This is a genomic window from Variovorax sp. LjRoot130 (assembly GCF_964253755.1).
Taxonomy (GTDB): Bacteria; Pseudomonadota; Gammaproteobacteria; order Burkholderiales; family Burkholderiaceae_C; genus Variovorax.
In genome coordinates, this window is record NZ_CAXURM020000001.1 from 3,198,123 (window position 1) to 3,216,019 (window position 17,897).

General features: G+C 69.6%; 19 protein-coding genes. 9 read left to right on the plus strand and 10 right to left on the minus strand.

All coding sequences use genetic code 11. The features are described from left to right. Positions 1-25 precede the first annotated feature (25 nt). Positions 26-1,987 carry a feruloyl-CoA synthase gene (locus ACSQ86_RS15900; RefSeq protein ID WP_436309106.1) on the minus strand — a complete coding sequence of 654 codons (1,962 nt, stop codon included), beginning with the start codon at positions 1,985-1,987 and terminating at the stop codon, positions 26-28. Positions 1,988-2,027: 40 nt separating this feature from the next. On the opposite strand from ACSQ86_RS15900, the gene ACSQ86_RS15905 reads away from it, so the two are divergent. Together ACSQ86_RS15905 and ACSQ86_RS15910 are read left to right on the plus strand one after the other, a co-directional pair. Continuing rightward, entirely contained in the window at positions 2,028-2,831 is an 804-nt protein-coding gene (locus ACSQ86_RS15905; protein ID WP_436295473.1) for an enoyl-CoA hydratase/isomerase family protein, read from the plus strand. Further along, complete coding sequence (locus ACSQ86_RS15910; protein ID WP_436309107.1) at positions 2,828-3,256, plus strand: PaaI family thioesterase; 429 nt, start codon at positions 2,828-2,830, stop codon at positions 3,254-3,256. The genes ACSQ86_RS15905 and ACSQ86_RS15910 overlap by 4 nt, the downstream gene beginning before the upstream one ends. Positions 3,257-3,302: 46 nt before the next feature. Here the strand turns inward: ACSQ86_RS15910 and ACSQ86_RS15915 are convergent, their stop codons facing one another. Continuing rightward, positions 3,303-3,743, minus strand: a complete 441-nt coding sequence (locus tag ACSQ86_RS15915; RefSeq protein ID WP_436309108.1) for a carboxymuconolactone decarboxylase family protein — start codon at positions 3,741-3,743, stop codon at positions 3,303-3,305. Between the two features lie 125 nt (positions 3,744-3,868). Here ACSQ86_RS15915 and ACSQ86_RS15920 point away from each other — a divergent pair, with 125 nt between their 5' ends. From ACSQ86_RS15920 to ACSQ86_RS15930, 3 genes are all read left to right on the plus strand, one after another. Then, the gene (locus tag ACSQ86_RS15920) at positions 3,869-4,849 is read left to right on the plus strand and encodes a phytanoyl-CoA dioxygenase family protein (RefSeq protein ID WP_436295476.1); all 981 of its coding nucleotides are present in this window, start codon (positions 3,869-3,871) and stop codon (positions 4,847-4,849) included. Between the two features lie 270 nt (positions 4,850-5,119). Continuing rightward, positions 5,120-5,974, plus strand: coding sequence for an SDR family NAD(P)-dependent oxidoreductase (locus tag ACSQ86_RS15925; RefSeq protein ID WP_436304266.1), 855 nt, complete (start codon positions 5,120-5,122; stop codon positions 5,972-5,974). Then, a complete protein-coding gene (locus ACSQ86_RS15930; RefSeq protein ID WP_436304267.1) occupies positions 5,971-6,876 on the plus strand; it encodes a crotonase/enoyl-CoA hydratase family protein in 906 nt (301 codons plus the stop codon). Before ACSQ86_RS15925 ends, ACSQ86_RS15930 begins: the two co-directional genes overlap by 4 nt. Here ACSQ86_RS15930 and ACSQ86_RS15935 read toward each other — a convergent pair. The 8 genes from ACSQ86_RS15935 to ACSQ86_RS15970 are packed head-to-tail and all read right to left on the minus strand — an operon-like array spanning position 6,873 to position 13,980. Continuing rightward, positions 6,873-7,577 carry an SDR family NAD(P)-dependent oxidoreductase gene (locus ACSQ86_RS15935; RefSeq protein ID WP_436295479.1) on the minus strand — a complete coding sequence of 235 codons (705 nt, stop codon included), beginning with the start codon at positions 7,575-7,577 and terminating at the stop codon, positions 6,873-6,875. The two genes, ACSQ86_RS15930 and ACSQ86_RS15935, sit on opposite strands and share 4 nt — an antisense overlap. A 10-nt stretch (positions 7,578-7,587) precedes the next feature. Further along, positions 7,588-8,457 carry a MaoC/PaaZ C-terminal domain-containing protein gene (locus ACSQ86_RS15940; protein WP_436309109.1) on the minus strand — a complete coding sequence of 290 codons (870 nt, stop codon included), beginning with the start codon at positions 8,455-8,457 and terminating at the stop codon, positions 7,588-7,590. 15 nt (positions 8,458-8,472) lie between these two features. Then, entirely contained in the window at positions 8,473-9,627 is a 1,155-nt protein-coding gene (locus ACSQ86_RS15945) for a thiolase (RefSeq protein ID WP_436304269.1), read from the minus strand. 3 nt (positions 9,628-9,630) lie between these two features. Further along, on the minus strand, positions 9,631-9,993 hold the full coding sequence (locus tag ACSQ86_RS15950) for a Zn-ribbon domain-containing OB-fold protein (RefSeq protein ID WP_436295483.1): 363 nt from the start codon (positions 9,991-9,993) through the stop codon (positions 9,631-9,633). A 15-nt stretch (positions 9,994-10,008) separates the two neighbouring features. Beyond that, the gene (locus ACSQ86_RS15955) at positions 10,009-10,800 is read right to left on the minus strand and encodes an SDR family NAD(P)-dependent oxidoreductase (protein WP_436295484.1); all 792 of its coding nucleotides are present in this window, start codon (positions 10,798-10,800) and stop codon (positions 10,009-10,011) included. Between the two features lie 17 nt (positions 10,801-10,817). Further along, positions 10,818-11,615: an enoyl-CoA hydratase/isomerase family protein gene (locus ACSQ86_RS15960; protein ID WP_436295485.1), complete on the minus strand. Its 798-nt coding sequence runs from the start codon at positions 11,613-11,615 to the stop codon at positions 10,818-10,820. Then, entirely contained in the window at positions 11,612-13,156 is a 1,545-nt protein-coding gene (locus ACSQ86_RS15965; RefSeq protein WP_436304271.1) for an AMP-binding protein, read from the minus strand. Before ACSQ86_RS15965 ends, ACSQ86_RS15960 begins: the two co-directional genes overlap by 4 nt. A gap of 8 nt (positions 13,157-13,164) precedes the next feature. Continuing rightward, complete coding sequence (locus ACSQ86_RS15970; RefSeq protein ID WP_436295487.1) at positions 13,165-13,980, minus strand: enoyl-CoA hydratase/isomerase family protein; 816 nt, start codon at positions 13,978-13,980, stop codon at positions 13,165-13,167. A gap of 142 nt (positions 13,981-14,122) precedes the next feature. On the opposite strand from ACSQ86_RS15970, the gene ACSQ86_RS15975 reads away from it, so the two are divergent. Genes ACSQ86_RS15975 through ACSQ86_RS15990 form a run of 4 tightly spaced genes read left to right on the plus strand, consistent with a single transcriptional unit; the run spans position 14,123 to position 17,880 of the window. Then, a complete protein-coding gene (locus ACSQ86_RS15975) occupies positions 14,123-14,593 on the plus strand; it encodes a MaoC family dehydratase (protein WP_093103506.1) in 471 nt (156 codons plus the stop codon). Then, positions 14,590-15,858, plus strand: coding sequence for a CaiB/BaiF CoA transferase family protein (locus ACSQ86_RS15980; RefSeq protein WP_436295488.1), 1,269 nt, complete (start codon positions 14,590-14,592; stop codon positions 15,856-15,858). The genes ACSQ86_RS15975 and ACSQ86_RS15980 overlap by 4 nt, the downstream gene beginning before the upstream one ends. A gap of 4 nt (positions 15,859-15,862) precedes the next feature. Continuing rightward, a complete protein-coding gene (locus tag ACSQ86_RS15985) occupies positions 15,863-16,687 on the plus strand; it encodes an enoyl-CoA hydratase (RefSeq protein WP_436309110.1) in 825 nt (274 codons plus the stop codon). Continuing rightward, positions 16,684-17,880 carry an acyl-CoA dehydrogenase family protein gene (locus ACSQ86_RS15990; RefSeq protein ID WP_436304274.1) on the plus strand — a complete coding sequence of 399 codons (1,197 nt, stop codon included), beginning with the start codon at positions 16,684-16,686 and terminating at the stop codon, positions 17,878-17,880. The genes ACSQ86_RS15985 and ACSQ86_RS15990 overlap by 4 nt, the downstream gene beginning before the upstream one ends. Positions 17,881-17,897: the final 17 nt, after the last annotated feature.

A 17,897-nucleotide genomic window follows, 5' to 3' on the forward strand; every position in this document is an offset into this window, starting at 1 on the left:
GGTCAAATATACGAACGTTGTTCGTTTAGTTTAACGCCATGCAACGGACTGTCAATGCTTCGTCGCGTGCGCAGAGCACGCGCGCGGGCGGCGGATCCATGAACAGCTCGGCCACCGCGGCGGCGCGGCGGCGCAGCACCACGACCGGACTGAGCGAGGCCTTGGCGGTCATCTCGCCGCTGTCGAGCGTGGCCGGCTCGGTCTCGACGACGATGCGCAGCACGCGGTTCGAGCTGCCGGTGGCGCCGCCCGCCAGCGCATCCAGCCGCTGCTGGAAGGCCGCTCGAACGAGCGGGCTCGCGACGACCTCGCTCGCCGGCGCATCGGCCGCGAGAGCCGCGTCGAGCGCACGGCACGCCGCCAGATCGGGGAACACCAGCGCGCCGACATGGTCCTCGCCGCTGCCGGCGATGACCAGGTCCTGCACGAGCGGCGAGAGCCCAGCCAGCGCGGTGGAGCGCAGCGGCCCCGCATGGACCCAGGTGCCGCTGGAGAGCTTGAAGTTCTCGGCGATCCGGCCATCGAAGCGCAGCCCGCGCTCGGGATGCGCGGGGTCGACGAAGCTCGCCGCGTCGCCGAGGCAGAAGTAGCCTTCGTCGTCGAAGGCAGCAGCGCTGCGCTCGGCATCGTTCCAGTAGCCGGGCGTCACGCAGTCGCCGCGCACGCGCAGCTCGAGCTTGTCGTTCACCGGTGCGAGCTTCAGCTCGACGCCGGCCACCGGCAGGCCGACGATCGCCTCGCGGCGCGGATCCCAGCCCGTCGTCAGCGGCACCGGCCCGCATTCGGTGGAGCCGATGCCCGAGACGATCAGCACCCTCTCGCCGCAGTGCTTCACCGCCACTTCGTCGAGACCGGCCCAGATGTGCGCAGGCAGCACGGCACCGCCGTAATACAGCAGCTGCAGCCGCTCGTAGAAGCGCGCGCGCAGCTGCGCGTCGTCACGCAGGTGCGGCAGCAAGGCGGCCAGGCCCCCCGGCGTGTTGTAGTAGATCGTCGGCGATACCTCGCGCAACGCGTCGACGCTGGGCTGCACCGCCTCGGCCATCGGCTTGCCGGGGTCCAGGTAGTAAGACCCGCCGCAGTACAGCGCGATGCCGAGGTTGTTGGTGCCGCCGAAGGTGTGGTGCCACGGCAGCCAGTCGACCAGCACCGGCGGCTCGTCGAGCAGGAAGGGCATCGCCTGCACGACCTGCTGGCGGTTGCTGCAGAGCATGCGCTGCGTCAGCATCACGCCCTTCGGCTCGCCGGTGGTGCCGGAGGTGAACATCAGCTTGGCCACCTGCTCGGGCCGGATCGCATCGTAGGCTGCGTCGACTGCGTTCCCCGGCGCGGCGCCCTGCAGCATGGAGAACGGCGTGGCGCCGCCGCTGTCCTCGCTGGCGACGAACTCCGACTCGGGGAAGGCCTCGCGCGCGGCACGCCCGTAGGCCGCGGCGCTGGACGCATAGACCAGCCCGGGGCGCACGCGCTCGTTCAGGAGCTTCAGCTTCGCGTGGTCCTGCGACAGCAGCGAGTACGCCGGCGTCACCGGCACGTACGGAATGCCGACGTGCGTGCAGGCCAGCGCCAGCAGCTGGTTGTCGAAGTCGTTCTCCGACAGGATCATCACCGGCCTCTCGGCGCCGAGGCCGCGGTCCAGCAGCGACTGGCCGATCGCCCTCACCTTGCGCAGCGTGTCGGCGAAGGACAGGGTCTCCCAGGCGCCGGTCTGCGGACCGTGCGGCGGTCGGCGCGCGAGGAACACGTGCTCCGGCCGTTCGAGGGCCCACTGGACCAGCCGGTCGGTGTAGCGCCTCGGATAGCGCTGCAGGGGCTCGGCGAGGCGCATTCGAATGTTGCCGTCCGAATCGTGCGCCACCTCGCAGGCGCTCGGGCCGAGCCGCACCGGACGGATCGGTGCGTCGAACCAGGGATCGCGCTGGTGCATGGAATGCGTCTCCTGAAGCAGGGCCGTCGATGCGACGGCATAGTCATGTTTTTTGAACATCGTACTACAATCCGAACAGCAGAGACAAGCCAAACGCGCCATGACCGACCTCCTCTACGAACGCTCCGACGACGGCATCGCCACGCTGACGCTGAACCGGCCCGATGCACTGAACGCCTTCAGCTTCCCGATGTACGAGGCGCTGATCGCGCAACTCGAGGCACTTCGGCACGACGCCGGCACGCGCGTGCTGATCGTCACCGGCGCCGGTCGCGCGTTCTGCGCCGGCCATGACCTACGCTCGCCCGGACCGGCGCCGTGGGTCGACCCGGCGCTCGGCAAGCCCTATGTGGCGAAGCACTCGATCACGCGCATCGCGCAGATCCCACTCTTGATGCGCCAGTTGCCGCAGCCGGTGATCGCCGCGGTGAACGGCGCCGCGGCGGGCATTGGCTTCGCGTTCGCGCTGGCGGCCGACCTGTGCCTCGCCGCGCAATCGGCCAAGTTCGTCAACTCGATCCACAACGCCGGCACCGGACACGAGCTCGGCATGAGCTGGATGCTGCCGCGTGCGGTCGGCACCCAGCGCGCCGCAGAGATCCTGCTGACGGCGCGCCCGGTGCTGGCCGATGAGGCGGCGCGCATCGGCCTGGCGCTGCGCGTGGTGCCGGACGAACGTCTGCTGGCAGAAGCGCGCGAGCTCGCCGTGGCGATCTGTGCCAACGTGCCGCTCGGCGTCTGGCTCACCAAGCAATCGTTGTGGCTGAACCAGGGCGTCGCGAGCCTGGAGGCGGCGTGCGAGATCGAATCGCGCGCGGTGTTCCAGGCCCAGGCCACCGAAGACGCCGCGGAGAAGCGCCAGGCCTACTTCGAGAAGCGCGCTCCGCGCTTCGGCAATCGATGAACCATTCTTCGACGGACATCCCGGCCGGCTTCGAGCCCATGCCGGCCTTCGGCCCGTTCCACGAGCTGGTCGGGCCGTTGTACGTGGCACGGCGCGACGCCATCCACATCGTCGGCCTGCGAGTCGAGGACAAGCATCGCAACCGCGGCGCAATGATGCACGGCGGCATGATCTGCATGCTGGCCGATACCGCGATCGTCTGGGCCGCCAAGCATGCGCGCGAGCCGAGACCGAAGATGCTGACGACCAACCTCTCGGTCAACCTGATCGGCAACGCGGCACCCGGCGCCTGGGTGGAAGCCCAGGTCGATGTCGTGCGCGCCGGGCGGCGCGTCGTGTTCGCCAACTGCTATATCTGGAGCCAGGGGCAGCGCATCGCACAGGCCACCGCGCAGTGCCAGGTCATCGGGGAGGAAACGGCATGAGACCGATACGCCCCGCGCCGCAAGATCGCACTGCTCTGAGCGCCCCCTAAAGCATCCCGCGATCCTTCGCCGTCTTCACGTCGTCGCCGACCAGCCCGCGCTCGCGCAGCACGGCCACCGTCGCCTCCAGCGCTTCGGCCACGCACGGAAAGCCGCAGTACGGAATCGCCTGGATCAGCGCCTCCTGCAGCTCGGTCACCGTCAGGCCGTTGTTCAGCGCCGCGCGCACGTGGTTCTTCAGCTCGTTGGGCTTGCCCATGCCGACGAGGATGCCGATCGTGACGAGGCTGCGCTCCTTGCGCTCCAGGCCCGGGCGCGACCAGACGGCGCCGAACGCCGACTCGAGCGCGATCGTCGCGGCGTCCGCCGCGAAGCCTCCGGAGTTCGCCGCCGAAAGCATCCCGTCGAGGAAGGCCTCTCCGAGCATCTCGCGCACGAGGTTCACGCCCCGCCGGTAGTTGGGGCTTTGGTCGTCTTCGCTGCTCATCGAATGGGTCTCCGGGTGGTTGGGTATGCGCTTGCGGCGAGGATTCGGGTAAACCCGCTTGGTGGGACGCCCGGGTCATCGCCTACAGTGAACTCCGTTCTATTTTACGAACATTGTTCCACAATATGCAAGCTACGGAATCTCTGGCGAGAGGGCCCCTCACCTCGCCCGACGCACGCGAGCTGGAGACCTCGAACCACCTGCTGGGCGACCGAGCCGCACTCGATGCCGCCTGGGAGCGCAAGGGCTACTGGTTCTTCCGCGATGTGCTGGACCACGGCGCGGTCGCGCGCCTGCGCGCCGTCTACATGCAACTGCTCGGCGAGTACGGCGTGGCCGACCCGGCGGACCCCCAGGCCCGCCACACCGGCGCGAGCCTCGAGGGCTTCCCCTTCCGGATGGATCCGCTGTCGAAACGCAAGGCCTGGCAGCCCTTCGTGCGCGAGCCGGCGATCCACGCCTTCTTCCGGCGCCTGCTGGAGGACGAGCCCTTCTGGATCCCAACCGTCGAATACCGTGCCACGCCGCCAGCCGCCGACCGCGCGCGTTCGCGCCTCGACTTCGTGCACCAGGACGGCTTCTACAACAAGGGCATTCCATTCCGGATCTGCTGGATCCCGCTCGCCGAGATCGATGACCAAGTCGGCGGCCTGATCCTCGGCGAAGGCCTGCACCGCGGACCGATCCTGCACGACACCAAGCAGCCGCCGCTCTATCCGATTCCCGACGGCGCAGTGCCGGCCGACCGCTGGCGCCGCGCCACCTACCGGCCGGGCGACGTGCTGCTGATGGACCTGAACACGCCGCACACCGGCCTCGCGAACCATTCCGACCGCTTTCGCCTGTCGATGGACATCCGCGTGATGGGCGCGAACGAGAACCCGCCGATGGTCGGCCGCCTCATCGCTGTCGAGCCGCAGATGGTCGTCCTCGAAGGCGATGACGGGCGCGGCGGGCGTTTCATCATCGACGAGGCGACCTATTGCCGCGGCCTCGACGGCAAGCAGGTCCCGTTGGCCGACGTCGGCAAGCACTTTCACGTCGGCGACGAAGTGATCCTCGCGGCCCGGGACGGGCGCGCGACGATCATGCGCCCGATCCACTAGGGCCTGTTAACGCCATGCAAGGGGTCGCGAAGCTCGCCACAGCCCGCCCATCAAGGCGCGCGACGCCGTGCGTGCATGCGCACGCACAAGGAGCGCAACGCCGAGGGGCGGGCTGTGGCAAGCTTCCCGAAGGGTTGCCCCGCAAAGGGGCCGTCTGCGGCGTTGCCCGCGCTTGCAAGGCGAAAAGCCTTGCTGCGCGCGGGCGCCTTGCATCCAGCCCCTTTGCGGGGCAACGCGACCCCTTGCATGGCGTTAACAGGCCCTAGCACCATGCCACGACCTTCCCGCCACTTGCAGCGACTGGCCGGCAAGGTCGCGATCGTCACCGGCGCCGGCTCGCAGGGCGATGGCGTCGGGACGGGCAAGGCGATGGCCTATGTTTTTGCGCGCGAAGGCGCGCGCGTCGCGCTGGTGGACCTGGACGCAGAGCGCGCCGAGATCACGCGCCGCATGATCGCCGGCGACGGTGGCGACGCCTTCGTCTGCGCCGCCGACGTCACCGAGGTGGACGGCTGCCGCCGCGTCGTCGCGGCGACGCTCGAACGCTACGGCCGCCTCGACGTGCTGGTGAACAACGTCGGCCTCGGTGGCGGCGGCGGCCGCCTCGAGGCGCTGCCCGACGGGCTGTGGCAGCGCGTGCTCGACGTCAATCTGAAGAGCGCGGTGCTGATGACGCAGCAGGCGATCACGCATCTGGTCGCCTCGCGCGGCAACGTGGTCAACATCGCGTCCACCGCCGGCCTGCGTGCCCACGGCGGCGCGGCCTATGGGCCGTCGAAGGCTGCCGTCGTGGCGTTCTCGCGCGAGCTCGCGGTGATGTACGGCCGCGACGGCGTGCGCGCGAACACGATCGCGCCGGGCCATCTGTTCACCCCGCTGGTCGAGCAGTTCATCGACGCCGCCGGCCGCGAGCGCCGCCGCCGCATCGCACCGCTGGGCATCGAAGGCGACGCGTGGGATGTCGCTGCCGCCGCGCTGTTCCTCGCAAGCGAAGAGGCTCGCTTCATCACCGGTGCCTGCCTGCCGGTGGACGGCGGCGTCGGCGAAGTGGCGGCGCTCGCCGCCCTGGAAATGATCGCGGCCGAGGACGATGCGACGGCGGCCCTGACAGGAGACAAGTCATGAACAAGTGGCTGAAGAGCAGCGACACCATTCTTTTCAGCGTCGACGAGCGGGTGGCGCGCATCACGCTGAACCGGCCGGACAAGCGCAACGCGCTGTCCGACACCATGCTCAGCGAGCTCGAGCAGGCGCTGCTCGAAGCCGACGACCGGCGCGACGTGAACGTGGTAGTTATCGACGGCGCTGGGCGCGACTTCTGCGCCGGCTATGACCTGGCCGGCGCCTACGCCGGCGTCGCACCCGAGAACATGCCCTACGACCCGGCGCTGTACCGCAGCCAGCGCAGCGGCTTCGACGACGACTGCTGGGCGCTCGAACGCACGCTCGAGCAGCGCATGCGCATCTTCGACCTGCACAAGCCGGTGATCGCGAAGATCCACGGCAACTGCCTGGCCGGCGGCACCGACCTCGCCTTCCTGTGCGACCTGGTGCTGGCGGCCGAGGACGCGCGCATCGGCTTTCCGGCGACACGCGCGAACGGCACGCCGCCGACGCAGTTCTGGCTCGCGCATGCCGGTCCGCAATGGGCCAAGCGGCTGATGTTCACCGGTGACTGCATCACCGGGCTCGATGCGGCGCGGCTCGGCCTGGTGATGGAGGCCGTGCCGGCCGACCGGCTCGAGACCGAGGTCGCGGAACTCGCGCGCCGCATCGCGCTGACCGACGTCGACCTGCTCGCCGCGCACAAGCGGGTGGTCAACCTCGGCATGGAGCTGATGCATGTGCGCACGCTGCAGCGGCTCACCGCCGAGCTCGACGCGCGCGCGCACCTGGCCAACGGGCCGCGGCGCACGCAGTTCAAGGCCGACATGGCGTCGGGCGGGCTGAAGCAGGCGCTGAAGAACCGCGACGAGCCGTATGGAGACAGCGTCGTCCGCCTGAAGGCCCGCGGCCCAGACTCCTAGAGCCGTCCCGTCACCGGCAGCCCGACCCCGGTCACCGCGCGCGCCGCATCCGACAGCAGGAACCCCACCACCTCGGCGATCGCCTGCGGCGTCACCCAGCGCGAGGTGTCGGCATCGGGCATGTCCTTGCGGTTGGCCGGCGTGTCGATGATGCCCGGCAGGATCGCGTTGACGGTCATGCCGCGATCCTTGGTTTCATCGGACAGCGCCTCGGTGAGGCGCAGCACGCCGGCCTTGGAGGCCGCATAGGCGCCCATTCCCGCAGCCGCCTTGCCCGCGGCCCCGGCGCCGATGTTGACGACCCGGCCCGCTCGTTCCAGCAGGTGCGGCAACGCCGCCTTGCAGGCGTGGAGCGCCGTCTTCAGGTTGATCGTGTGCATGCGGTCCCAGGTGGCCGGGTCGCCGTCTGCGATCGTCTCCCAGCTGAAGCCGCCGGCGATGTTGACCAGTGCATCGACACCACCGAAGCGCTCGGCCACGCGCGCAACCGCCGCCCGCGCCGCGTCGAAGCGCGACAGGTCTGTGCCGGGCAGCAGGAGGTGCGACGCTTCGAACGCCTGCGCGAATTCGGCCGGCGCGACCGGCGACGCATCGAGCAGCGCCAGCCGCGTCCCCTGCCCCGCCAGCGTGCGCACCACCGCCTGGCCCAGCGCGCCGAACGCGCCGGTCACGATCACCACCTTGTCCTGCATCGTCAGCATCCCAACGGTTTCAAGCGAGCTCGACGACGCCGTTGTTCAGCACCACGGTCTTGCGCGCATCGACGCTGGCGCGCAAGCGCAGCAAGGTCGCGCCGTCGCGCCAGATTTCGTAGCGCACGGCCTCGCCCGGCCAGACCGGCGAGGTGAAGCGCAGCGCCAGGCGCTTGAGCCGCGCCGCATCGTGGTCGAGCACCTGCTCGATCACCGCGCGCGCGGCCATGCCGTAGGTGCACAACCCGTGCAGGATCGGGCGGTCGAAGCCGGCCTTGGCCGCCACGTCGGGATCGGCATGCAGCGGGTTCACGTCGCCGCTCAGGCGGTAGATCAGCGCCGACTCGGGCCGCGTGGCGTAGCTCAGCTCGAAATCGGCGGCGCGCTCCGGCACCGCAGGCAGCGGCTCGGGGCCGGGATCGCTCCTGCCGCCGTCGGCACTGAAGCCGCCGTCGCCGCGCAGGAAGGTCACGTTGCGGCTCTCGGCCACCGTGTCGCCGCTGGCCTCGTCGACCAGCGTGCGCAGCACCACCGCGACCGCCCCCTTGCCGACGCCCTTGTCGGTCAGCGAGACGACGCGGTTGCGCGCGATCACGCAGCCCTTGGCCGGCAGCGGGCGCAGCAGCCGCACGTCCTGCTCGCCGTGCACCAGCTTGACGGCATCGGCGCCTGTCTTGGGGTCGCGCCACCAGATGCCGGGCGAGCCCATCACTGCGGCCATGGTCGGGACCGCCTGCAGCTCCTTCTCGTAGACGAAGCGCAGCGCGCCGCGATCCATCGGATCGTGGCCGTAGCCCAGGCCCAGCGCGTACAGCATCGTGTCGCGCTCGCTGTAGCGGTGCACGATGTCGGGAAAGGTCCAGTTCTTGCAAATTTCGTAGTCGAGCATTTCCGATTCCGATGCCTAGAGCGTGTCTTCGCTGCCGAGGAGCACGAGCGCCTGGTGCGACAGCTCGCCGCCGTTGCCCTGCGCGATCGCGAGCTTCGCGCCCGGCACCTGCCGCTCGCCGGCATCGCCCGCGAGCTGGCGCGCCGCCTCGACGATCGTGAACAGGCCATACATGCCCGGGTGCACGCAGGACAGGCCGCCGCCGTTGGTGTTGACCGCCAGTTCCCCGCCCGGCGCGATGCGGCCGCCTTCGACATAACGGCCGCCTTCGCCCTTCTCGCAGAAGCCGAGATCCTCGAGGAACAGGATCGGGTTGATCGTGAACGCGTCGTACAGCTCGACGACATCGATGTCCTTCGGGCCGACGCCGGCCTGGGCATAGGCGCGCGGGCCGGCCTCGGCGAGCCCGGTGACGGTCAGGTCCGGCATGCTCGCGATCTCGCGGTGCGTGGTGGATTGCGCGCCGCCGAGCAGATACACCGGCCGTCGGCACAGGTCCCGCGCACGGTCCGCGCGCGTCATCACCACCGCGGCCGCGCCGTCGGTCACGAGGCAGCAGTCGCGCACGCCGAAGGGGTCGGCGACCAGGCGCGCCTTCAGGTAGTCGTCCATCGTCAGCGGCTCGCGCACGAAAGCCTCGGGGTTCAACGCAGCCCATTGGCGCGCGGCCACGGCGACGGCGCCGAGCTGCTCCTTGGTCGTTCCGTATTGGTGCATGTGGCGTGCCGCGGCGAGCGCATACGAGGAGATCGGGCGCAGCGGCTTGTACGGCGACTCCCACGGCGAGGGCCGTGACGATTGCAGGAGCTTGCCCGTGCTGCTGCGCTGGTTGCTGCCGTAGGCGATCAGCGCCACGTCGCACAACCCGGCGTCGAGCGCCAGCGCTGCGAGCATCGCATGCACCTGGAACGACGAGCCGCCGGTGCGGTTGTTGTCGAGGAATCGCGGATGAATGCCGAGCGTCTCGGCGAACGTGAGGCCGGAGAGCGAGTCGTCCATGACGACGACGAACAGGCCATCGACGTCCGACGGCTTCAATCCGGCCTGCGCCAGCGCCAGCACGCTCGCCTGGTGCGCCAGCTCCATCGCGCTGTAGCCCGGCGAAGCGCCGCAGCCGAAGGTGGCGGCGCCGACGATCGCGGTCCGGCCGCGGGGAAAGCGTTCCTGCATCGCTCAGGCCCCCACCGGTTCGAAGACGACCAGCGGATGGTCTTCTTCAATGATGATCCTGGCGCGCACCGCCATGCCGATCTTCACCGCCTCGGGCGCGATGCCGTCGACGCGGCTCATCATGCGCGGGCCCTCGGCGAGATCGATCAGCGCGAGGTTGGCGTTCGGTGCCGGCGGCTTGCCGCGGATCACCGTCGTCGAGTAGACGGTGGCGCGGCCCGAGGCCTCGACCCACTCGAGGTCGGTCGCGCCGGTGCCCGGCTCGGCCATGCGCGGGTAGTACACATAGCCGCCGGTGCTGCGGCTCTTCTGGATCATGAAGCGCCCGGAAGCCAGGTGCTCGAAGAATTCCTTCTCGGGGTTCATCGGGGTCCTCGCTTGTCAGCCATGCATGGTCAGGCCGCCGCTGACGGAGACCACCTGGCCGGTCATGAAGTCGGTGGCCGGCGTCGAGAGATAGACGATGGTGTGCGCGATCTCGATCGGCTGCGCCAGCCGCTTCAGCGGAATCGCCTTGATCAGCGCGTCGCGCAGCTTGCCCTCGGGAATCGTGCCGTTGAACAGCGGCGTGTCGGTCGGCCCCGGGGCGACGCAGTTGCAGGTGATGCCCGAGCGCGCCGTCTCGCGCGCCAGCGACTTGGTGAACGCGATCACCGCGCCCTTGGTGCCGGCATAGAAGGTCTCGCCCATGCTGCCGACGCGGCCGGCGTCGCTCGCCACCATCACGATCTTGCCTTGGCGCCGCTCGATCATGTGCGGCAGGAAGCGGTGGATCATGCGCACCGGGCCGATGTAGTTGACCTGCGCGAGCAGGTCCCACACCTCGGGCGTGTTCTCGAGGAAGGGCATCACGCGGTCGAGGCCGGCGACGTTGGCGATGATGTCCGGCGCGCCGCCGATCTGCGCCACGGCGGCGTCGACGAAGGCGTCGATGGTCGCTCCATCGCCCAGGTCCAGCTCGATGAACTCGCCGCGACCGCCGCCGGCGCGGATCTGCGCAATGGTCGCCTCGCCATCGGCCACGTTCCTGTCGCCGGCGTAGACGGTGGCGCCGGCACTGGCGAATTGCAGCGCGGCGGCGCGTCCGATGCCGGAGGCGCAGCCGGTGATGACGACGCTCTTGCCGGCCAGGTCGGTAACGGCACGCCACGAGGTGTCGGGGGTCTCGGTCATGAATCGGTCTCCAGGGTTCAAGGCAATGGGGTTGGGGTAGTGGGCCTGGCGCTGCGCTGCAGGAAGGCCGTGATGCGTTCGCGCGCTTCCGGCGTCTCGAGCAATGCGCCGCCGAGCTCGCGTTCGAGCGCGTAGCCGGTGGTGGCCGACGCGCCGGCCGCCGCGATCAACTGTTTGGCGACGCGCAATGCCGGCGGCGGCAGCGCGGCGACGCGCCGCGACAGCTGCAGCGCCTCGTCGGCGATCTCGGCCCTCGGCACCGCCCACTGCACCAGGCCGAGCGCCTTCGCGGCCGAGCCGTCCAGTACCTCGGCGCCGAGGATCAACCGGCTCGCGACACCGGCGCCCACGAGCCGCGTCATCCGCTGCGTGCCGCCGAGGCCGGGGATCAGGCCGAGGCCGACTTCGGGCAGCCCGAGCTTGGCTTCGTGCGCGGCGATGCGCAGGTCGCAGCAGAGCGCCAGCTCGAGTCCGCCGCCGAGCGCGGCACCGCCGATCTCCGCCAGCGTGACCTGCGGCAAGCTCGCGACCCGGCCGAACACCGCCTGCAGCCGCTCGATGTAGAGCGCCAGCCGCGGCCCCGCCCGGCCTTCACCGGCCCAGCCATCGATCTGCGCCAGATCGGCGCCGGCCGCGAACACCTTCTGGCTGCTGCGCAGATGCAGCACCGTCCAGTCGTCGCGCGTGCCCAGCTGGTCGAGCAGCGCGTCGAAGGCATCGCCCCATTCCTCGCTCAGCGCATTCACCGGCGCACGGCACAGCGTGACGGTCGCGATGCGATCGGCGACTTCGGTCTCGAACATGATGGCGCTCATTGCGAATTCCTGGCGAGCTCGCGCAGCGCCACCTTGTTCACCTTGCCGCTCGGCACCCGGGGCAGCTCGCCGATCGCCTCGACACGCTTCGGGCACTTGTAGCTCGCGATCAGGCGCTTGCAATGGGCGATCACCTCGGCTTCCGGCGCGCTCGCGCCACTCGCGCAGACCACGTAGGCCTTCACCGCCTCGCCCCACTTCGGATCGGGCACGCCGATCACCGCGCACTCGACGATGCCCGGATAGGCCTGCACCGCTTCCTCGACCTCGCGGCTGTAGATGTTCTCGCCGCCCGAGATGATCATGTCCTTCTTGCGGTCGACCAGGAACAGGTAGCCGTCCTGGTCCAGATAGCCCACATCGCCGGTGCGATACCAGCCGTCGCGCAGCGCCTCGAGCGTCGCGGCGGTATTGTTCCAGTAGCCGTCCATGCGCTCGTCGGTGAAGGTCCAGACTTCGCCCGCGGTACCGGCCGGACAGTCCCCACCGTCATCGCCGACGATGCGGATCCGCGTGCCCTGCCCCGGGTGGCCGACCGACGCGATGCGCTTCACGTCGCGCGCGTCGCCGTATGGCTTCAGCTCATGGCGGTACATGCCGCAGCCGGCGGTTTCGGTCGCGCCGTACTGCACCGAGAACACCGGGCCGATGCGCTCGAACGCGCGCCGCAGCAACGGCACCGGCACCGGCGCCGCGGCGGCCACGACGTTGTGCAGGCTCGACAGGTCCGCATCGCCGATCGCCGGCGAATCGAGGATCGCCTGCAGCATCGCCGCAACCACGAAGGTGAAGGTGATGCGCTCCTGCTGGATCGTGCGGATCACGCTCGCCGCATCGAAGCCGCGATGCAGCACCAGCGTGCCGGCGCACCACCGGACCTGCAGCGCGTAACCGATCACGCCGACGTGGAATGCCGGCGTCGTCAGCAGCATGCGCGAGTCGGAGTCCAGCTCGCTCATGCGCGCGCCGGCGTCGGCCGTGCGCACCCAGCGCCACTGGGCACGCAGCGCGCCCTTCGGCCGGCCGGTGGTGCCGCTGGTATAGACCAGCGGCCCGTAATCCAGCGGCTGCGAGCGGAACGGCGGCCCGTCGGGAGCGCCCTCCGCGATCACGGCCTCGTAGTCTCGCGCCCAATCCGGCGCACGCCCGCCGATGCACACGTAGGCTTCGATCGTCGCGAGGCGCGGGCGCAGCGCGCCGACCAGCTCGGCGTACTGCGCCTCGAACACCAGCACGCGCGGCGTCGCATCGCCGAGCAGCCATTCGATCTCGGCCGCGGCGAGGCGGAAGTTCACCGTCGCGACGATGTAGCCGGCCCAGTCGCCGGCGGCCAGCAGCTCGATGTACTCGGCGTTGTTCATCGACAAGACCGCGACCCGGTCCTGCCGCCCGAGGCCCAGCCGGTGCAGGCCGTCGGCCAGGCGCTTCGCGCGCTTGAGCAACTGGCGATGGGTCAGCCGCCGGCCCTCGCACACCAGCGCCTCGCGCTCCGGATGGAAGCGGGCGTTGCGTTCCAGCAGCTCGCCGATGGTCTGGAGCATCAGGCCTCCTACACCGGCGTGTCCGGACTGAACTTCGGCGAGCGCTTGCCGAGGAAGGCATCGATGCCCTCCATGCCCTCGGGCCCGGCGAAGCCGATGAACTCGAGCGCCAGCGACGCGTCGAAGATCGGCGCCGCCTGGCGCAGCCAGTGGTTCAGCGTCTGCTTGGTCCAGCGCACCGCGGCCGGCGCGCTCTCGGCGAGGCGCGAGGCGACTTCGACCGCCTTGGCTTCCACCTCCTCGTCGGCCAGCGCCATCGAGATCAGGTTCATCCGCTCGGCTTCCTCGCCGGTGAAGGTCTCCGCCGTCATCAGGTAGTACTTCGCCTTGGCCATGCCGCACAGGAGCGGCCAGATGATCGCCGCGTGGTCGCCGGCCGCGACACCGATCTTCAGGTGGCCGTCGGAGAACTTCGCGTCGCGCGACGCGATCGACACGTCCGCAAGAATCAAGAGCGCCAGGCCGGCGCCGACCGCCCAGCCGCGCGCCGCGCCGACGATCGGCTTGCGGCAGTTGATCATCCCCAGCACCAGGTCGCGCGACTCCTTCATCGCCTGCATGCGCAGCGCGTAGTCCTCGCACACCTTGCGTTCATGGTGCAGGTCGCCTCCGGCGGAGAAGGTCTTGCCGCTGCCGGTGACGATCACCGCCGAGACGCTGTCGTCCGCATCGACGTCGGCCCAGATCTGCGAGGCCTCGCGATGCATCGCGGCATCCATCGCGCCCATCTTCAGCGGCGAATCCAGCGTCACGCGCAGCACGCGCGGATGCGGTCGGTCGAACTTCAGGCGCGTGTAGCGCGCATAGCGGCTGTCGGTCTCCAATCGGGTCTCCTTCGATTCGGATTCAGTGGCACGGGCGGGTTTTCGAGGGGGTCATCGGGTTGACGGCATCTCGATTCGGCATTTATATTATCGAACATCGTTCAACAATGGAAGCGCAAATTTCTTGCGCTCAAAGGCACACATGGAAACAGTCGGACTCGGTTTCTGCTTCGAGGACCTGCCGTTGGGGCGTCAGTTCAAGACCGTGGGGCGCACGGTCACCGAGGCCGACATCGTGGGCTTCATCGACAAGATCGGGATGACCGAGGTGCTGTTCACCAATCTCGAGTTCCTGCACGGCGTCGCCGGCTTCGCGGGGCGCCTGGCGCCCGGCTCGATGGTGTTCTGCTTCGCCGAGGGGCTGCTCGCGCAGGCCACGATGCAGGGCACCGGCCTCGCCTTCCTCGGCATGCAGCTCGACGTGAAGGGGCCGACCTTCGCCGGCGACACGATCCACGTCGAATGCGAGGTGATCGAAGCGCGCCGCTCCGAGAGCCGGCCCGGGCGCGGCCTCGTCCGCACGCGCAACCGCGTCGTGAAGGCAGACGGCACGGTCGTGATGGAGTACACGCCTCTGCGCATGCTCAAGGCGCGCGCCGAGGTGCGCACATGAAACCGCCGGTGCTGCAGGGCTACATGCAGCCCGAGGTGCAGCCGGATCCGGCGCCGGCCGGCGAGCCCCTGCACGCCAAGCTGGCCACCAGCGCCGGCCCTCTCACCGGCGTGCGCGTGATCGACCTGACGGTCAACGTGCTCGGCCCGGTCGCGACGATGATCCTCGGCGACATGGGCGCCGACGTCATCAAGGTCGAGACGCCCGAAGGCGACCCGAACCGCCAGAACGGCCCATCGCGCAACCCCAACATGGCGGCGATGCACCTGAACATGAACCGCAACAAGCGCAGCGTGACGCTGAACCTGAAGCGGCCCGAGGCACGCGATGCCCTGTTGCGCATGGTCGAGAGCGCGGATGTGTTCATCCACAGCATGCGTCCCGCGGCGGCCAAGCGCCTGGGCGTCGCGTACGAGGACATTGCCGCGCGCAACCCGCGCATCGTCTACGGCTACGGCTGCGGCTACATGCCCGGCGGCCCGCGCGAGAATGACCCGGCCTTCGACGACGTGGTGCAGGGCGAGGCCGGCATCGCCGACCTGATGCTGCGCTCGGTTGGCCAGGCGCGCTACCTGCCCACCGTGATCGTCGACAAGTTCTGCGGCTACATGCTGGCCTCCGGCGTCGCGATGGCGCTGTACGCACGCGAGCGCACAGGCCTCGGCCAGATGGTGCGCGTGCCGATGCTCGAGACCATCGTCGCCTTCAATCTGCAGGAACACCTGTACGGCGGCGCTTTCGACCCGCCGATGGGCGGCGGCGTCGGCTACGTGCGCCTGCTCTCCGAGCATCGCCGCCCCTACGAGACGAGCGACGGCCACATCTGCGTGCTGGCCGTCAACGACGAGCAATGGAAGCGGCTGCTGCCGACGCTAGGCCGCCCCGAGCTGCTGACCGATCCCGTCTTCGCGACGCACGAAGGTCGCATGAAGAACATCGACCGCGTCTACGGCATGGTCTCGGAGCAGATGAAGACGAGATCCACCGCGCAGTGGCACGAGCTGCTCGACGCGATCGACGTGCCGAACGGGCCGGTCGCGCGCTTCGAGGACATGCTGTCGGACGCCTACCTGAACGAGGTCGGCTTCTTCCATCGCTACCGGCATCCGACCGAGGGGCCGATGGTGACGACCGCCGTGCCGACGCAGTTCTCCGGCACGCCCGGCGGCATCCACCTGCCGCCGCCGCAGCTCGGCGAGCACAACGACGAAGTGCTCGGCTGGTTTGGCTACAGTGCCGAAGATATAGCCAACATCACGCGCTGAAGCCATGGCCTACGAACAGATCCTGTACGAGGTGCGCGACGCGATCGCCACCATCACGCTGAACCGCCCCGAGGCCCTGAACGCCTGGACCGACGTGATGGCCGAGGAGGTCTGGCACGCGACGCACGCGGCCGAGGGCGACGACGCGGTGCGCGTGATCGTGCTGACCGGCGCCGGCCGCGCCTTCTGCGCCGGCGGCGACGTTACCGGCTTCAAGTCGGCCGGCGACGACAGCGCCTTCCCGCGCTCGCTGCTGAACAAGCTGCCGCGTGCCTATGACTTCAGCCGCCGCCCGGACTATCAGAGCCGCGCCGCCTACTTCCCCGCGCTCGCCAAGCCGGTCATCGCGATGCTCAACGGCGCCACCGCCGGCCTCGGCCTGGTGCATGCGCTCTACGCCGACATGCGCTTCGCGGCCGACGATGCGGTGCTGACCACCGCCTTCGCGCGCCTCGGCCTGGCGTCCGAATACGGCATGGCCTGGGCCCTGCGCAACGCGGTCGGCCATGCCAATGCGCTCGACCTGCTCCTGTCGGCGCGCAAGGTGCGCGGCGAGGAAGCGCTGCGGCTCGGTCTCGTGAACAGGATCCATCCGCGCGAGGCCCTCGCCGAGGCAACCTATGCCTATGCGAAGGAGCTGGCCGAATCGTGCTCGCCGCTGTCGCTGCGGATGATCAAGCGCCAGCTCTGGGAGCTGCCGTTCCAGACGCTGCACGAGGCGCTGATCGCCGACAGCGCCGACATGATGCAGACCAACCTCAGCGAGGACTTCCAGGAAGGCAAGCTCGCATTCAAGGAAAAGCGCAAGCCGCGCTTCAAGGGACGATGAACCTCCACGAATCGCCCGAAGACGCAGCCTTCCGTGCCGAGGTGCGGGACTTCGTCGCCGCGCACCTGCCCGGGGACATCCGGCAGAAGGTGCTGGGCTTCCTGCGCGTGCCGCGCGAGGACTACGTGCGCTGGCAGCGCATCCTCGCCGGCCGCGTCTGGGGCGCGCCCGGCTGGCCGGTCGAGCACGGCGGCTGCGGCTGGAACGCCGTGCAGCGCAACATCTTCGACGAGGAATGCTTCACCGCCGGCGCACCGCGCCAGATGCCGTTCGGTCTCGCGATGATCGGGCCGGTGCTGATGAAGTTCGGCAGCGACGCGCAGAAGGCGCGCTTCCTGCCGCGCATCGTGTCGATGGACGACTGGTGGTGCCAGGGCTATTCGGAGCCGAGCGCCGGCTCCGACCTCGCCTCGCTGAAGACGCGCGCCGAACGCGACGGCGAGCACTACGTCGTGAACGGCCAGAAGACCTGGACCTCGTTCGCGCAATGGGCCAATTGGATGTTCGCGCTGGTGCGCACCTCGGCCGACGCGAAGCCGCAGCGCGGCATCTCGCTGCTGCTGATCCCGATGGATACGCCCGGCATCACGGTGCGCCCGATTCGCACGCTGGACGGCGGACACGACGTGAACGAAGTCTTCCTCGATGGCGTGCGCGTGCCGGTCGAGAACCGGGTCGGTGCCGAGAACGAGGGCTGGTCGATCGCGAAGTACCTGCTCGGCCATGAGCGCACCGCCATCGCGGGCCTCGGCATGTGCAAGCGGCTGCTGCGCCGGCTGAAGGAGCTGGCGCGCACGCAGGCCAGGCACGACCGGCCGCTGATCGAGGACCCGCGCTTTCGCGACAAGATCGCCAGGATCGAGATCGAGGTGCTGGCGCACGAATGGGCGCTGGCGCGGCTCATCTCGCTCGAGCGCGCCGGCCTCGGCCTCGGCGCGGAGCCGTCGATGCTGAAGGTGCGCGGCTCGGAGATCCAGGGCGAGCTCGGCGAGCTGCTGATGGAATGCGCGGGCCCTTACGCGCTGCCGCTGGTCGAGGCCGCGCTCGAATTCGGCTACGACGGGCCGACGCCGGCCGGCGCAGAGCTCAACGCCCTCGCCGGCCAGTACCTCGACCTGCGCAAGGTCGCGATCTACGGCGGCACCAACGAGATCCAGCGCGGGCTGATCGGCAAATCCCTCATCCCGCTGTAGCCTGCTGCAGCCCGCTT

What these genes read in the sequence shown, in the direction of transcription:
- ACSQ86_RS15900 (WP_436309106.1), bottom strand. Translation starts at nt 1,987, where the DNA reads ATGTTCAAAAAACATGACTATGCCGTCGCATCGACGGCCCTGCTTCAG.
- ACSQ86_RS15905 (WP_436295473.1), top strand. Translation starts at nt 2,028, where the DNA reads ATGACCGACCTCCTCTACGAACGCTCCGACGACGGCATCGCCACGCTG.
- ACSQ86_RS15910 (WP_436309107.1), top strand. Translation starts at nt 2,828, where the DNA reads ATGAACCATTCTTCGACGGACATCCCGGCCGGCTTCGAGCCCATGCCG.
- ACSQ86_RS15915 (WP_436309108.1), bottom strand. Translation starts at nt 3,743, where the DNA reads ATGAGCAGCGAAGACGACCAAAGCCCCAACTACCGGCGGGGCGTGAAC.
- ACSQ86_RS15920 (WP_436295476.1), top strand. Translation starts at nt 3,869, where the DNA reads ATGCAAGCTACGGAATCTCTGGCGAGAGGGCCCCTCACCTCGCCCGAC.
- ACSQ86_RS15925 (WP_436304266.1), top strand. Translation starts at nt 5,120, where the DNA reads ATGCCACGACCTTCCCGCCACTTGCAGCGACTGGCCGGCAAGGTCGCG.
- ACSQ86_RS15930 (WP_436304267.1), top strand. Translation starts at nt 5,971, where the DNA reads ATGAACAAGTGGCTGAAGAGCAGCGACACCATTCTTTTCAGCGTCGAC.
- ACSQ86_RS15935 (WP_436295479.1), bottom strand. Translation starts at nt 7,577, where the DNA reads ATGCTGACGATGCAGGACAAGGTGGTGATCGTGACCGGCGCGTTCGGC.
- ACSQ86_RS15940 (WP_436309109.1), bottom strand. Translation starts at nt 8,457, where the DNA reads ATGCTCGACTACGAAATTTGCAAGAACTGGACCTTTCCCGACATCGTG.
- ACSQ86_RS15945 (WP_436304269.1), bottom strand. Translation starts at nt 9,627, where the DNA reads ATGCAGGAACGCTTTCCCCGCGGCCGGACCGCGATCGTCGGCGCCGCC.
- ACSQ86_RS15950 (WP_436295483.1), bottom strand. Translation starts at nt 9,993, where the DNA reads ATGAACCCCGAGAAGGAATTCTTCGAGCACCTGGCTTCCGGGCGCTTC.
- ACSQ86_RS15955 (WP_436295484.1), bottom strand. Translation starts at nt 10,800, where the DNA reads ATGACCGAGACCCCCGACACCTCGTGGCGTGCCGTTACCGACCTGGCC.
- ACSQ86_RS15960 (WP_436295485.1), bottom strand. Translation starts at nt 11,615, where the DNA reads ATGAGCGCCATCATGTTCGAGACCGAAGTCGCCGATCGCATCGCGACC.
- ACSQ86_RS15965 (WP_436304271.1), bottom strand. Translation starts at nt 13,156, where the DNA reads ATGCTCCAGACCATCGGCGAGCTGCTGGAACGCAACGCCCGCTTCCAT.
- ACSQ86_RS15975 (WP_093103506.1), top strand. Translation starts at nt 14,123, where the DNA reads ATGGAAACAGTCGGACTCGGTTTCTGCTTCGAGGACCTGCCGTTGGGG.
- ACSQ86_RS15980 (WP_436295488.1), top strand. Translation starts at nt 14,590, where the DNA reads ATGAAACCGCCGGTGCTGCAGGGCTACATGCAGCCCGAGGTGCAGCCG.
- ACSQ86_RS15985 (WP_436309110.1), top strand. Translation starts at nt 15,863, where the DNA reads ATGGCCTACGAACAGATCCTGTACGAGGTGCGCGACGCGATCGCCACC.
- ACSQ86_RS15990 (WP_436304274.1), top strand. Translation starts at nt 16,684, where the DNA reads ATGAACCTCCACGAATCGCCCGAAGACGCAGCCTTCCGTGCCGAGGTG.